The 14,024-nt window shown below is 33.2% G+C and carries 15 protein-coding genes; 8 read left to right on the forward strand and 7 right to left on the reverse strand.

Translation table 11 applies throughout. The features are described 5' to 3' along the window. Positions 1-14 precede the first annotated feature (14 nt). From JNUCC25_RS27105 to JNUCC25_RS27115, 3 genes are all read right to left on the reverse strand, one after another. The gene (locus JNUCC25_RS27105) at positions 15-200 is read right to left on the reverse strand and encodes a LuxR C-terminal-related transcriptional regulator (protein WP_454223299.1); all 186 of its coding nucleotides are present in this window, start codon (positions 198-200) and stop codon (positions 15-17) included. Further along, on the reverse strand, positions 146-676 hold the full coding sequence (locus tag JNUCC25_RS27110; protein ID WP_454223300.1) for a sigma-70 family RNA polymerase sigma factor: 531 nt from the start codon (positions 674-676) through the stop codon (positions 146-148). The genes JNUCC25_RS27105 and JNUCC25_RS27110 overlap by 55 nt, the downstream gene beginning before the upstream one ends. Before the next feature lie 923 nt (positions 677-1,599). After that, complete coding sequence (locus JNUCC25_RS27115) at positions 1,600-2,232, reverse strand: hypothetical protein (protein WP_454223301.1); 633 nt, start codon at positions 2,230-2,232, stop codon at positions 1,600-1,602. A gap of 813 nt (positions 2,233-3,045) precedes the next feature. Here JNUCC25_RS27115 and JNUCC25_RS27120 point away from each other — a divergent pair. From JNUCC25_RS27120 to JNUCC25_RS27145, 6 genes are all read left to right on the forward strand, one after another. Then, positions 3,046-3,738, forward strand: coding sequence for a helix-turn-helix domain-containing protein (locus JNUCC25_RS27120; RefSeq protein ID WP_029319673.1), 693 nt, complete (start codon positions 3,046-3,048; stop codon positions 3,736-3,738). A 566-nt stretch (positions 3,739-4,304) separates the two neighbouring features. Beyond that, complete coding sequence (locus JNUCC25_RS27125) at positions 4,305-5,606, forward strand: replication protein (RefSeq protein WP_454223302.1); 1,302 nt, start codon at positions 4,305-4,307, stop codon at positions 5,604-5,606. 108 nt (positions 5,607-5,714) lie between these two features. Beyond that, positions 5,715-6,506 carry a plasmid stabilization protein gene (locus tag JNUCC25_RS27130; RefSeq protein WP_454223303.1) on the forward strand — a complete coding sequence of 264 codons (792 nt, stop codon included), beginning with the start codon at positions 5,715-5,717 and terminating at the stop codon, positions 6,504-6,506. Positions 6,507-6,588: 82 nt separating this feature from the next. After that, positions 6,589-6,936 (forward strand): hypothetical protein, encoded by a 348-nt coding sequence (locus tag JNUCC25_RS27135; RefSeq protein WP_116299462.1) that lies wholly within the window; start codon positions 6,589-6,591, stop codon positions 6,934-6,936. A gap of 105 nt (positions 6,937-7,041) precedes the next feature. Next, complete coding sequence (locus JNUCC25_RS27140) at positions 7,042-7,932, forward strand: hypothetical protein (RefSeq protein WP_454223304.1); 891 nt, start codon at positions 7,042-7,044, stop codon at positions 7,930-7,932. 237 nt (positions 7,933-8,169) lie between these two features. Beyond that, positions 8,170-8,391 (forward strand): helix-turn-helix domain-containing protein, encoded by a 222-nt coding sequence (locus JNUCC25_RS27145; protein ID WP_116299460.1) that lies wholly within the window; start codon positions 8,170-8,172, stop codon positions 8,389-8,391. A 112-nt stretch (positions 8,392-8,503) separates the two neighbouring features. On the opposite strand, the gene JNUCC25_RS27150 is transcribed toward JNUCC25_RS27145, so the two are convergent. Continuing rightward, the gene (locus tag JNUCC25_RS27150; protein WP_454223305.1) at positions 8,504-10,057 is read right to left on the reverse strand and encodes a DUF4365 domain-containing protein; all 1,554 of its coding nucleotides are present in this window, start codon (positions 10,055-10,057) and stop codon (positions 8,504-8,506) included. Between the two features lie 217 nt (positions 10,058-10,274). Between JNUCC25_RS27150 and JNUCC25_RS27155 the strand changes: the two genes are divergently transcribed. Beyond that, on the forward strand, positions 10,275-10,727 hold the full coding sequence (locus JNUCC25_RS27155) for an HTH domain-containing protein (protein ID WP_116299458.1): 453 nt from the start codon (positions 10,275-10,277) through the stop codon (positions 10,725-10,727). A gap of 162 nt (positions 10,728-10,889) precedes the next feature. On the opposite strand, the gene JNUCC25_RS27160 is transcribed toward JNUCC25_RS27155, so the two are convergent. From JNUCC25_RS27160 to JNUCC25_RS27170, 3 genes are all read right to left on the reverse strand, one after another. Beyond that, positions 10,890-11,534, reverse strand: coding sequence for a hypothetical protein (locus JNUCC25_RS27160; protein WP_116327420.1), 645 nt, complete (start codon positions 11,532-11,534; stop codon positions 10,890-10,892). Positions 11,535-12,406: 872 nt separating this feature from the next. Beyond that, positions 12,407-12,811: an NUDIX hydrolase gene (locus JNUCC25_RS27165; protein ID WP_225519578.1), complete on the reverse strand. Its 405-nt coding sequence runs from the start codon at positions 12,809-12,811 to the stop codon at positions 12,407-12,409. Between the two features lie 133 nt (positions 12,812-12,944). Beyond that, positions 12,945-13,280, reverse strand: a complete 336-nt coding sequence (locus JNUCC25_RS27170; protein WP_328243106.1) for a hypothetical protein — start codon at positions 13,278-13,280, stop codon at positions 12,945-12,947. 589 nt (positions 13,281-13,869) lie between these two features. Between JNUCC25_RS27170 and JNUCC25_RS27175 the strand changes: the two genes are divergently transcribed. Beyond that, on the forward strand, positions 13,870-13,992 hold the full coding sequence (locus JNUCC25_RS27175) for a hypothetical protein (RefSeq protein ID WP_328243107.1): 123 nt from the start codon (positions 13,870-13,872) through the stop codon (positions 13,990-13,992). Positions 13,993-14,024: the final 32 nt, after the last annotated feature.

Genomic DNA, 14,024 nt, shown 5'->3' on the forward strand with positions numbered 1-14,024 from the left:
CTTATCCACGTCTATCAAGATGATTGCTGTAAATACAGATACTGCATTTGATGCTTCATTTTTTTCTTAATTCGGCAAAGCGCATTATCTACTGTTTTTTGAGAAAGATGGAGGTTCTGAGAGATTTGCATATACGTTTGTCCCTTCATATATAGAGCGAATACATCTTTTTCAATAGGTGACAGTATTTCTTGTAACATCTGTTCCCTTTCTCTTTTATTTTCTTTTTCCACGGTAGCTTGTTCGGGCTTACAGCACGTGGATGAGGAAGCATCTCCATAAGAATCAAATCGTCTTCCCATCGCTTTGAATTCTTAGGTATGTTTAAAGAGATGGCATTGTTTAAGGGGGAATGTTTTTGACGAGCACTTGCCTTTATAGCTGTAATGAGTTGACGTGTAATGCATAGATCAGCAAATCCTCTAAATGAACTCATCCCTTCTGTTTTAAAATCGCGAACAGCTTTATATAATCCTAGCCTTGCTTCTTGTAAGAGATCTTCTCGATCTCCCCCTAGTAGGAAGTATCGTTTTACCTTTGACCAGACCAAATACTCATATTTCTTTATGAGCACATTGAAAACATCTTCGTCGCCTTTTTGAAACGCTTGAACAATCTCTTCATCATTTAGGTTCGTCTTTTCTTCTCTTACTTCTACACCTGCTACCATGCTCATCTGCGCTCCTCCTCTTGTTTTATGCTTTCTGTGTACTTTACATTATAAAAAAGAGAAGGTATAAAAAATGTCGAAAAAACAAAGAGTAGAAAGAATATTTAGGAAGAAAAAAGGGAGACATTACGTAAAACCTTATATTATATATATGACCTGTATAATATGGACGATTTTTAATCTTGCTTACGACTTTAAAAAAGCTAACAGCTGTTTTCTCCCACGTTTTACCCGTTGCTACTGGATCAACGATTTCAATATAGCCACTGTTAAAATAAGCAAGTTTGTTGTAGTACTTATTGATAATAATCAAATTTTGATTACCCGGTTTGCTTGCTGCTTCTTCCCTCCTTCCACCTTCCTAGTATGAAAAAAGAAGACGCCTCAACCTTCATTCCGTCTTCAAACTTTTGCTTTTTTTAACGTTCCATTTCTTGTGTTGCATTTCTTTTATTTGTAGAATATGCTCCAATAATCCGTGCAAAAAAGTTAGCGAATCCATTTTATAAGTTCTCTTTTCCCCTTTGTTATAATCCTTTCTCTCTCTTAGTACCTCCCTCCTTTTTAAGCCGACTTTTAAAAATTCTTAGAAAGAAATGTTCTTTTCTTTCGTCATTTCATCTATTTTTTTTACGAGAATTAGACCGATATTTTGTAAAAACATATCCATGACATTTGTTTCTTTCCTGTAAATTGTGGTTCCCCACTACAAAAGAGAGAAGAGCATAAGGGGTTTTTGCTATCACACGGGGTGATAGGCTAGGCAGAGCCTAGCAAAACCGTGATATCACAAAAACCTCTAAAGTGTGAACCTGCTGTTGACCTAAACTCCTCTATGTGAACCTACTGTGAACATAAAAAACTAATGATGTGAACCTACTGTGAACCTCAAAAAAACACATGTTGACCTACTGTTGACATGTGTTTTTTCACTTCATGGCTAAATCCTGTTGCTTTTCATTCAACTTTTGGAGCTTTTCTTGTAAACTTTTTTGTTCATCTTCATAGAGCTGAATGCTTTCATCACTTGATTGAATCGCATCCTTTTTCATCGCAATTTTTGATTCAGTATTAGCTTTTTCCTCATTCACTTGGTACTTCATATCACGTTGTAACTCGTTCATTTCTTGTTGCGTTTGACGCTTATGCTTGGCTTCTACTGTGATTGCTTTTTCATAGTTTTTCATTTTCTTTTTGACAAACTGCTTCTCTAAATCATTGACCAAAAGTGCATATTCTTGTTTGCTTTTTGTTCCTTTTCCTTCATCACTTTTCGTTTTTCGTTGGTCAGAATAGAGCGTCGTAATTAACGCATGAGCATCTATTTCTTCTGGTGAATCTGATTCTGAATCACTCGTTACATCATCCACGTTTACCGTTTCTTTTTCTTCATTTTCTTGATACAGATCAAAGGCAAGTGCTTCCCAATTTGGAGATAAACCACTGATTCTTACCACATAATAGCCATGATCCTCATACAATAAATGAACAGGTAATTTGATGTTTGGATTCGCTTTTTCTTGTGCCACAAAGCTTACTTCCTCTTCATCTGTCTGATCCATTTTGATCACCATATCCAGTGAGCCATTAGCCGGATGATACACACGACTTTCAATGTTTACGGTTCCTGTTATGTTAGAAGAAACCGCCTCGTATAGATTTATAGTTAGTTTTTTAGCGTTAGTAAAACTTAAGTTTAACTTATTACACACTTAATATAGTTTTTTTAATAACACCCCCCTTTAGTTAAACTTTAGTTAAACCTAACATTAATTAAACACAGATTTATAGTCAGGTTTTTAAAGTCTAGTTGAATATAAGTTCAACTTAACAGTTACTTACTATAGATTCATAGTTAGATTTCATCTTTTTAGCCTTCTCCAATCCAAACTTAACAGTTACTTACTATAGATTCATAGTTAGATTTCATCTTTTTAGCCTTCTCCAATCCAAACTTAACAGTTACTTACTATAGATTCATAGTTAGATTTCATCTTTTTAGCCTTCTCCAATCCAAACTTAACAGTTACTTACTATAGATCCATAGTTAGATTTCATCTCTTTAGCCTTCTCCAATCCAAACTTAACAGTTACTTACTATAGATTCATAGTTAGATTTCATCTCTTTAGCCTTCTCCAATCCAAACTTAACAGTTACTTACTATAGATTCATAGTTAGATTTCATCTCTTTAGCCTTCTTAAGAACTTTGTTATAATGAACTATGGCTTTGAATTGCCCATTCTATCAAAAATAGCAAAAGAACCTGTAAATCTAACGAAAAATCCATTATTAAATCTCTCAAAATTTGATGTCAGTTCTGTTATAATAACAACAAATTTATTGTTATTATAATTGAGAAGAGGAGGGGTTAATTTGAAACAAACTGAGGAAGAATTCAAATTAAGTGAAGTAATAAAACTTACTGGGCTGTCTGATCAAACAATTCGAAGATATCAAGAGGACTTTAATATTCAAGGAATTCGTACTCAAGGTGGTCATCGTCGTTTCAAAAGAGAAGAGATTGATATGTTACTTGAGGCTAAGAGATTAAAAGAAGAACATGGTTATTCTATTAAGCAAATCCGTTCACATTTTAATGGAGAAACAACATCAGAGATGTTAGAAAAGAATGAACCTATGAAGACAGTTTTTGAGAAGAAAATAGTGAATTTAGAAGAACAATTAGCAGAGGCAACTGAGAAAATTGATTCTATGGTTCAGGTTTTAACAACATTTATGAATCAAAGTGGACAAACAAATCAAAAAATTTTATCTCAATTTCAAGATGTACTAAAGGCACTTCCTGAAACATCTACAACTACAAACAACCAAAGAATCTTGGAAAAAGAGCAACGTCTAAACGAATTGAAAATTAGGAACAAATTAAAAAAAGAAGCCATTGAAAAATGGGTTATGTTACCTGAGGAGGAACGGACTACCACTGTGAAAACTGGTCTGTTTAGTTTTAAAAGGGAAGAAAATCATAATAAAAAACGTGCTTTCATCGAAGATTACATAAGTGAACATTTAGTAGATCGACTTGAAAGAGAGTATGACATGAAATAAAATCAATGATTAACCTAATTTTAGTGAAAGATAAAAAATGAAAGAGGCATTGCCCTTAGTTAATTCAGCTTAACTAAGGGCAATGCCTCTTTCATTTGTAAGATTATTTTTATTGAAACTAAAAATTGCACTTTGCATGCTGGTTGAGAGTAGAGAGAAAGATTTCATTTAGATAATAAATAATTTTAAAATTATTTATTATCTAAATGAAAAAAATTAGCCTAAAATACTCGTTTTGATATATTTTGCTAATTTTTATTGAATTATGAGACTAGTTAACGCTATAATAAAACTAACAAAAAGGACCGGAATAGAAAAAAGACTTCAACTGTTTAAGAAGTGCTGTCAACACTCTTAAACCGTTCACCCTAATTACGGTAGGGAAAACACTTGTCGAAGTCTCTTGTTAATAGAGTTAGTTTTTCTATAAAATAAAACTTATGTTTTTATTTTATACGAAATTGACATCTATTTCAAGGGCTTAGTTCATCAAAATCAAGGCATTGTTTTCCTTTTTCGAGGGAAACAGTGTCTTTTTTGTGTTCCTTAAAGGAGAAGATGAACAAATGACAAAGATATTAACCTGCTATTTAAAAGATGTAGATACCTTCAATGGACGGTTCAAATGGTTATGGACCCACAAGTCCACGCTTCGGAAAAAGAAAGAAGAGTTTTTAGAGATTCTTTGTACCCACTTTAAACAACAACAATCAGCTATACATAAAGAATTCCCTAAAAAGAGAATGGAAATGCTCGATCACGTCATCTATAACCTAGTGGCTACGGGCATTCAAGCGATACGTTCTGAAACGCTTATGAAGAAATTTAATGTGTCCAAAAGTACGGTTTCTCGTTTTGTACGCTCGTTAAAAGCGACTCCGTTTGTGCTTGTAGCACGTTACATTAAAGAGGATGCAACAGGAACTCATCCTGATAGTTATGTATTTATCCTTAAAAGCCATAAAAACTTTCAGCACATTTGCGACGAAATCTTTTTTGCTCATGATACAACAGGTATACAAACGCTTCAACAAGAAGAAATGACCACTCCTGTGACATGTCCTGTGACGCATCCAGAAAGTGCTGCAAACGTTGATACACCAAGCTTAGAGGCCGATAAATCACCGAATGCCTTTATTAACCTTGATTTACCTGTAAATCATATAAATAATCATTTAATGTCTGTTTCACAGGCATTCACCTACATCAAAGGTGTGCCTAAGAAAGTCAATCAAGTCTATGCAAGTAAATATGGCCATCAACTACAAGACTTCTATGCTCGTATTCAAAATGCTGCAAAAGCCGTCAAACGAGATACAGAGATTACGATTGAGAAAGAGCAAGTACATGAGATTGCTTATTCGACCATTGTTGGATTAGATAAATATGTCCATGAAGCCAATCAACAAGGCAATCCTTTATCCCTACGGGATATGTGTCGATTAATCTATCAAATTGCAAAAAATCAATTCTATGAATTGGTAAACCCTAAAGGGCAGGATTATTCATCAGTATACGCAAACCAACAAGAAGTTATACATAACGAAAGTCAAACAACAACATTGGCTACACCAAAACGGATTATCCGTAAGGAACTCGTTCCTAATTGGTTACAAGCTGAACAGCAGCAAGAAGAAGCTAAAAAAGAAACAGAGATTTCTTTGGATCAACAGCTTGAAATGATTCAATTAAAGCAAGACTTAGGACAAGAGTTAACACCAGAAGAAGAAGGCCTACTGCAGGAGCACAGCTCTACGTATAGTTTGTTGGAGATAGCTAAGGTAAAACAAGACTTAGGACAAGCTTTAATGCCAGAGGAACAAGAATGTTTACGTCAACATAACCAGTTAAAAGACACAGCTTCCTAATCAAAAAAGTAGAGATTCCTTAGAAGCTGGTGTTTTAATAGAATATGTTTATTTAGAAATGTGTTCTAAATAAACAATAACTAAAAAGCTACGCAGGAGGAGACTATTATGCCACATAAAATTACCTTAACTGGATCAGCCACAGGACCACTACGAGAATATGATCGCTACGTTGCCTTTGATATGCGTGAAAAAGGGTCACCATCCGCGCCTAAGGGATTAAAGAAGAGTACTTTTATTTCGTATACCGTTTTTGTTGCGAAGAAAGCATTTAATAAAACAGGACTCACGAAGAAAAGCATCATGCATGAAAAGATTTTAATTCAAGGGGAACCAACGTTAGACATTCCCATTGATGAATGCCCTGGTGAAATAGGGGTGATTTGTTTCCAGATTACCGTTCTTCCGAATAAAAATGACAAAGAGAAGAAGAATGAGTCAGATGCGAAAAAAGAACCTAAACAAGAAGCATCTGAGCCTTCTGAAGCCCAAAAGAACACGGAATCTACTAAGCAGGAAGAAGAACAAGCATCTGTTTCTCAACCTGTAGCAAACGAACAAAAGAAAAAAGCAGAAACAGTACAGGCGGAAGTGAAGGAGACACCTGTTCAAGAAGAAAAGACTACGCCTGAAAAGAAACCTATGCCAAATCAGCCAAAGGGAACACAGGATCTTTTGAGCTTTGATGACATTATTGTACCTGAAGCGTTCTTAAAGACACGCCCAAATCCTGAAAAAACACAAAAGGTCATTGATTTTGTGAAACGTACAGGACGCCTGGATGAGCCATTAACAATTGAAAAAGGTTCAAATGTCTTAAAAGATGGTTATCGTCGCTATATTGTGGCCAAAACAGTGAAACTGGACAAAGTTCCTGTTGTCTATGAATATCAAAAGTAAGAGTGGTAGGCTCCATCCTATGATTACTTAACCGATATAATAATAATTACTCTAAACTAAAATGTCATCAGGAGAGACCATTATGAAAACATCAACACCTTGCCCAGGGTGTCAAAAACCTATTACAATCAAGGACTTTGAAGATTTCTCAAGTCCTTTTACGATGAAATGCCCACATTGCCGAGCAAGATTAAAAGAAACGAAGATGACACCTTGGTTATTGTTATTAGCTGTGATTGTAATTCCTTTATTGATCTACTTAGGCATTACGATAAAAAGCTTTCTAGCCGGTCATTTCCCTATCGTGGAAAAGGTACCTACTATGATTGTCTTTATTGCTTTTTGTTACCCAGTGTATGCCTTATACGAAGCTTATAATGCCGTTATTATTTTTAATAAAGGAAATCTACAATTGAAGAAGTCTCAGTAATAAAATGTGTAATTAAAAAGATGTCGTTTTAAAAAGTGCGAATGCCTAGTTATTAAAGCAATTACATTTTATGCTTGGGGATTGATGAACAGAAAAGGGGAACCCGTGAGAAAGAAAAAGAAAATACTACTAGCTGTCGCTGTAGGTATCCTTATCCTATTTCTAGGAGGAAAATACTTACTTGCAATGGTACAAAAGATTGGATGTAGCGATGATGTCATTCAGAAGATAGAAATGAAGAGTGGCTATGTAATGAAAGTCCATCAAACAAACTGTGGAGCTACTACTGATTTTGGATATAAACTGACTCTAACCCATCCCGATAAAGATGAGAAAGAAATCCTTTCTTATGGGATGCTTGAAGGTGATTCACATATTGATGCAATTGTACACAATGATCAACTCAACGTTACATATTCTCCTTCTACGATCGTTTATAGCAAGAGAGCCAATTACAAAGGAGTATCAATACACTTTGAACGAAAGGGCGGAAATGCGTCTGTCCCTGAAAGTTTTAAAGATCAGAGAAAAAGTTTCGATTTAGATATGGCTGACCTCTTTGCTAATTCGCTAATCGTATACAGAAATGAAGAAATTCCTGCGGGACAAGTTCATTTTGCTGTAAGTGAAAAAGGTATCCCTTCAACGGCATGGCAGAGGAACTGGTTAGTTATTGGCGAAATTGAGTATACGCTGCCTGTCTTTATCCATCGTGACGAAGAAAATTCTCCTGTTTATGTAGGACAAAAGGAAAGAAATAGTTCAACTTGGAAGGAAGTAAAAATAGCATCTACTTATCGAGATTTTCAAAAAGCTTTGAAACTAATAGATGACCCATCGGGAAACCGTTCTTTTCCCGAGGATGTTAAAACAAATCCTCTTCCTGAAAAAGAAATTAAACAGAATCTAAAAGAAATAAATAAGGGTAACATTAAACTTTCTTTTTGGAACGATTGGATGAGGGGAAAGTCCCTACCTGACAAATATATGGAATAATCACAACAAAGACCGCCCAATATGTATCAGTGTATAAGGCGGTCTTAACTGTATTCATGCTATATGATTATGACAAAAATATCGACATTATTCTAACTCTGTATAAGCAATATTCATATACTTTTTGTTTTGTAATTTATTATATGTTGTAGATTAAGATTTTTGCCTGTTTTTTTATACAAAAATGTATAGTTTTTTTAAAATGCGTCCATCCTTTATAAAAAGGAGCGTGTTAGTATGCCTAAAATCACTAAAAAAAGTAAATTAGGAAAATATTTATTAGGCAAGGGTTATACTCAAACCAAATTAGTTAAAGCAACTAATTTAAATAGACATACAGTCAGTAAAATTTATAACGATTCAAGTTATATCCCATCAGGCTCAACCATAAAAAAAGTAATGAATATCTTAAAAAAACTTGATTCAAAGGTTAAAGTAGAGGACTTTTTTAATTTATAAGCCCTATCCATAGGCAAATAGGGCTTATAATTTGTATTATGGCCAAAACTTTATAAACAGGGAATGTTATAAAATTTTACTAGCAATCTATATACAGAAGAAAATGAGCATACTACTTCAAGTTTTGATAAAAAAGGTAGATTGGAAATTCTATGATTTCTTCTTTTTCCTCATCAGGAAGAGTAGTAAATATTCTCTTCGCTTTTGCCTTATTTTTCAACAGAACTTCACATGCAAAACATATTGTTTGCTCTTTATTATTCTCTGCTCTTTCTTTTATGCTATAAAGATCATTTTGTTCTTCTTCCGATAATTCATGATCTTGCTTGAGCTTAATAAGATAAACATTAACCTTTGCGATATCATCTTGCGGAAACTTCGTTAGGTACCGTTGGTTCAGGTCAAGAGCAAGTTCCAAATAGTTTTTATCATGGGATTTATCGTAAAAGTCTATATAGTCTAAAGAACTAGTAATTGTTAAGTCAGTTTGTATATCATGATGTTCATCAGTAAAAGACAATTTTACTATTGTGAAATCAAAGTTCGTATCTTTCACCATTTCTTCAATTTTTCGAGAAGCGAAAATGCTTACTTTTTGGTTATAAATTTCCCGATTATCAGGTAACATAACAGGTTTAATAGTATCCTGCCCGTGGTTATTAGCTACATCTGTTATAGACGAATATCTATCCATTATTTTTAACGCTTCTTCACAATAAAGGTTAAGGAAATATCCATCTGCATACAACAATGCTAGTTTCACATATTTAGAAAGTTCAATATTAATTATCTGCGTTTTTTCTAGTTTTTCTTGACGAATATTCAGTATGCTATATTGTTTATTTTTAAAGATATTAATTATAGCATTGAATAGGGAAGGTAAATCTTCTTTATCATGGAATATATAGTCTTCACTTATTCCAATTTGAGTGCAAATATCTATTAGTTCTTTGTAAGATTCAATCTCTTCCTCAATTTTTTGGAGGTATCCCGTTACATTTAATGTTCCACCAGATAAACGTAAAGATTGAAAAGGAAATTTATTACGCTGTATGTAATAGTTTATTAACCGTAAACATTTCATATAGGAACCAAGGCTTTTTACTCTTTTAAGATGGAATAGACCAGATTTCTTTCTCCTATTAAAATTCAACGTTAAAGTATCTTCTATAACGACCTTGAATCCTTTCTCTGTTTCAATGATTTGGTAAGTAACAAGGGTGGATTCACTATTCATATAAACCACTTCGTTTTTTCTAATTTTCAACTCACCTGACTTAGCTTTCTCCATTGGTAACCTAATACCGTCATCTGGGATACCATATACGTGGATTATCTCTTCAAATAAATTAAAAGCTTCCTTTTGCATACCAACAAAATCTACTTTGTAAGGTGTAGATCCTGTTTTTTCAGATTCTTCAGTAAAATGCTTTTGCTGTTTATCTACCCCTTCTATAAATGTCTTGCCCAAAGGATCTAAATCTCCATTTTTAAATTTTTTGATATTGGGGGAAATAGACTTCTTTCCACTTGAATTAAGATGAGATAAGAGGGATCTAACTTCTAGTGGGGCTAACATTCGATAATACGTTAGCTGTTCAATAATGGTTGTATCTGTTTCTGGATCTTTTGTTGCAACATTTTTTTTAGTTTTTGTTGTAGCCATTAAATTCTCTCCTTATTTATGATGAACATTTACGTCCATAAAAAACTCATCGCATCTTAGTATAGCAATAACAGAACATCATCTGTTGGGTAATTTAAAGAGATCCATTTGCTGTCGTATCATAAGGGCCCTTATTAAAGATCTTATGCAGGATATTTACTAAGGAAGGATGAATATAGGAACCTAAAAACATAATGAAAGCAGGTGACTTTTATTTATGTTAGTAGGTGAACTAATTAAGAAAGTTACGAACAAAGAAATAACAATTAAAGAATTAGCAAAACTATACCATGTCACTGATCAAACCATCCAAAGAAAGATAAAAAAACTAGGCTATTCATGGGATAAAAAGAAGGAAGTTTACAAGTATGTAGGGAAATCACCTCAACCCGTGAATATTGATTTTAGTACATTGTTTAGAAAAAAACAGACTGTTCCTAATGCTCCTAGAAAAAATAAAAGTAAAAATAAAGTTATTGTCCGTAATAGTTCTAGCGATGTAATAGATGTTTTACTGATAGGAACGAAAGCCTCATCAAAAAGAGTTTACCAAGGTTTTTACTTCGACAAAGACGTATTAAGTATTATAAATAGTGTTCCTAAAAGCTACAAATCAGAATTAATAAATGAAGCTTTGAGGAAGGTATTCAAGGAGAAAGGGTTACTCTAAAAAACATCTATATCTCTTTTTATAATACCTTTTAATATCTTTTGCATTTCAATCTATAAAACTGGTTAGATTAATAAGTATTCTCTCTAACCCGATAAATTAGAGACTCCTTTGCTAATCAGCAAAGGAGTCTTTTTTGTTGCATTATCAAGGTAAATAATTCTAATCTTTATCCCTTATTTTATCTAGCCAGTTTTGTACAGAAGTACCTATCGTGTTTGCCCCATGTCGCAATTCTTCCATGATATAAAATACTAAATGACTAAGAGAGACTTCCTCTTTATAAGGGTTATTCCAATTTATATATTTTAACACTTCTTTTAGTTCTTTTAATCTTCCTTTATCCAACTCCTCTTCCAAGTGAGCCTTTACATAGTCGTTCACAAATCCCGTATTTTTAATGCTCGCTTCAATTAGAAAAGCTGTAGCTAATGTTGGAGTGCAATCTAATGCGTAGGCAAGACGTTTAATGACGTCATACGTATCTCCATGTCCGTCTTTCAGTCGTGTGGAAATACGTTCCTTGTCAATATTAACGTACATTTTTCTAATGGGGATTCTAGACATATCTCCCATATAAACTGTATTTTCAAAACTAAATCCTCTTCTAAAATAATTTGATAAATAGTCCATTACTTTTGGAGATTTAAGACCTGATATACATATTGATTCGGTCACATCTTTAACTGGTGTATTTGTAATATAAGACAATCTATAAATACATTCTTTAAGATGAATTGGAATTGTTGGTTTAACATCTCGCTTTTTGTCACAACGAACTTTTCGCTTCTTCTCCTCTACTGACACATAATCACTCCTAAACTATAAAATTATCTCTAGGACACTTTCTTTGTGTACATAGTTAGTGTATGTATATGGAAGGTGAGGGAAGGACATGTATATTTTTTGAATTTGTTGTCCAAAATCTATAATAGTAGATACGGAGAGGAGATTTATGTATGAAATTGACGAAAGAAGAGGCACAGGAAATAGCTAAGAAATCATTAGCCATAGCTAAAAAATACGGTCTTCCTACCCCAAAAAAGAAAAATGGAAAAAGGAAATAAAGTGAATACATTCCTAATAAAAGGTTGATGAGCATGTTATCTTGTAGATTAGTTTATTTACCTGGTATGTACAGAAGCCAAAAGTATTAAAGTTACAGCTGCTACACATTCATCTGTTCAAAAATCTTTAGTAAACACCCAAAAACGGTTAAAGGAATCCGAAAAACATTTAAATAAAGTTGCTAAAATAGTAAGTATAAGAAAACACTAATTCTTTGTTTTTCCTTACATGAATTCTTTATATCTTGAGCAAACTACTCAAGACGCTGTGAGGTATCATAATGCTAATTCTCCAGTTTCCTTACGAGAACAAAAAAAGCTGCTGCCAAGGCCAGTAGCTTTTTTTGTTAACCAGATAAATTGTCTTGGAGGAGATAGATAATATATTTTAGGGTCTCTTAGATCTAGATAACAAAATGTCCCTCGAATTGAGGTAATGATTCATAAGGACTAAGTTATTCCTCATAGTAGTATGCATGACAATTTTTATTAAATTAAAGGTTGGATTAATCAAATATTTAACTTCCCCCTCTAAATATTTTTATAGTTTTTTTAAAAGACAACGGGACTCCATGCACCTGTATAGAGGTAAAATAATATCCTTGAGCAAGATTAAGTGAATTGTTTTTTCTTTTTTATATAATTTAGGACAACTTCACGCTCATCTTCAAACAACAGGTTCAAATGATTAATTTTAGATATAGGTTGCCAGAAATATGAGTCTACGATCTGGAGTTTCTTTTCTCCAGCTAATATTTTAACTTCGAAATAGGTCATGTGAACATCAACATTATAGGTAGTAGACCTAGTCTCGTGCATTTTTTTTACTATCTCTATTTGATAACCCGTTTGATTCCATACTTCTCGAACACAACAATCTTCGAGTCTTTCATGTCCTTCGATAGCACCAGAAGGAACAGACCAACGCTTTGGCATGTTGGGTTTCTCTTGGGAGACCATTAATAATTCATCTTTATCATTTAAGCAAATTATTGCAAAACCACTACACGTATTCACTAAGATCTCCCCTTAACAAAACATTATAGGCATACAGGTGTTTCTTATAAATAGAACTCAATCAAACTCGATTATATTCTTAAGCAAATCCTTTAAAAAAGTTACAGCGTGAGTTTAAACACAGACGATTTCTTTATTTGGTAAGTGTAACTTTAAATACCACTTCTGTGTCATCTGCTACTTCAGCTCCTTGATAAAATGTACTATGCGAAACACTATGAGCTATAAATCTTTCACTTGTTTCAGGCATTATCACAGTATAATGAGTATTCTCAAAAAAGGAATCGTATAATTGATAATCTTGTTTACCTAAGACAGAAAATGAAAACTTAATTTGATCTCTCCCCTTAGTCATTTTTCCATTATTATTAATAATTCTTTTTTCAAGTCCCACTTCTTCTTTGTTTACTGTAGACGTAGTAAGATATTTTACATCAAATACAACATCATTAATGACTAATTCTTTCACTATTAAGTCCTCCTTCTCTATTTGTTTCCTTTCCTTAATTCGCCAAAGCTTAATAGGTCACCTCTTTTCTAATATATATCTTTCTATAACCAAGCTTAAAAAAGAACTCTTGTCTTTGAACCTCAAATATTTTTGTAATGAGTCCATTAAATATCTAACTAACTGATTAACTAAATTGTTTTATCTGAGCATGCACAAAAGGTGAAAAAAGAAGGAATTATAGGAACAAAAATACAGTATGAAGGTCGTATAGACGAATTAAAGAATATTTTGGAAAATAGAAAGAAGAAAAGATATTTAGAAACAAAAACTTAGTAATAAACCGTCGGAGGTAAACACGATTTATTTTATTAGTAACCGATAGTAAACACTAATATCCAGATACCTACAGTGGAATTAGATAAAGTAAATAGAAAAGGAAATGGGTTGGGATATAAATAAGGGATTGAAGGTACCATGGAAGAGGAACTAGATTGGCTAAATAGATATTTAAAGAAGATTCCCAAAGACTTTACATCTATATGATAGTAGCAAAATGAGAGGCAGTAAAAAGAAAGAGAATAAAACAACATTTGAAAGGTGAATTCCCTTGAAAGAACGAGAACTTCAAGAAGTAAGTCAACATCTAGATGAATTATTTGAAGATTTAATAAACGAGGATATCACAGAAGAGGAATTTAACTATTTGTCTGATGAGCTTTACAAAAGATAAACCAGACTTAGATATGAGATTGAAAATGGGAT

Source organism: Priestia sp. JNUCC 25, assembly GCF_053667915.1.

What these genes read in the sequence shown, in the direction of transcription:
- JNUCC25_RS27155 (WP_116299458.1), top strand. Translation starts at nt 10,275, where the DNA reads ATGTTAGTAGGTGAACTAATTAAGAAAGTTACGAACAAAGAAATAACA.
- JNUCC25_RS27130 (WP_454223303.1), top strand. Translation starts at nt 5,715, where the DNA reads ATGCCACATAAAATTACCTTAACTGGATCAGCCACAGGACCACTACGA.
- JNUCC25_RS27115 (WP_454223301.1), bottom strand. Translation starts at nt 2,232, where the DNA reads ATGGATCAGACAGATGAAGAGGAAGTAAGCTTTGTGGCACAAGAAAAA.
- JNUCC25_RS27125 (WP_454223302.1), top strand. Translation starts at nt 4,305, where the DNA reads ATGACAAAGATATTAACCTGCTATTTAAAAGATGTAGATACCTTCAAT.
- JNUCC25_RS27110 (WP_454223300.1), bottom strand. Translation starts at nt 676, where the DNA reads ATGAGCATGGTAGCAGGTGTAGAAGTAAGAGAAGAAAAGACGAACCTA.
- JNUCC25_RS27105 (WP_454223299.1), bottom strand. Translation starts at nt 200, where the DNA reads ATGTTACAAGAAATACTGTCACCTATTGAAAAAGATGTATTCGCTCTA.
- JNUCC25_RS27135 (WP_116299462.1), top strand. Translation starts at nt 6,589, where the DNA reads ATGAAAACATCAACACCTTGCCCAGGGTGTCAAAAACCTATTACAATC.
- JNUCC25_RS27145 (WP_116299460.1), top strand. Translation starts at nt 8,170, where the DNA reads ATGCCTAAAATCACTAAAAAAAGTAAATTAGGAAAATATTTATTAGGC.
- JNUCC25_RS27150 (WP_454223305.1), bottom strand. Translation starts at nt 10,057, where the DNA reads ATGGCTACAACAAAAACTAAAAAAAATGTTGCAACAAAAGATCCAGAA.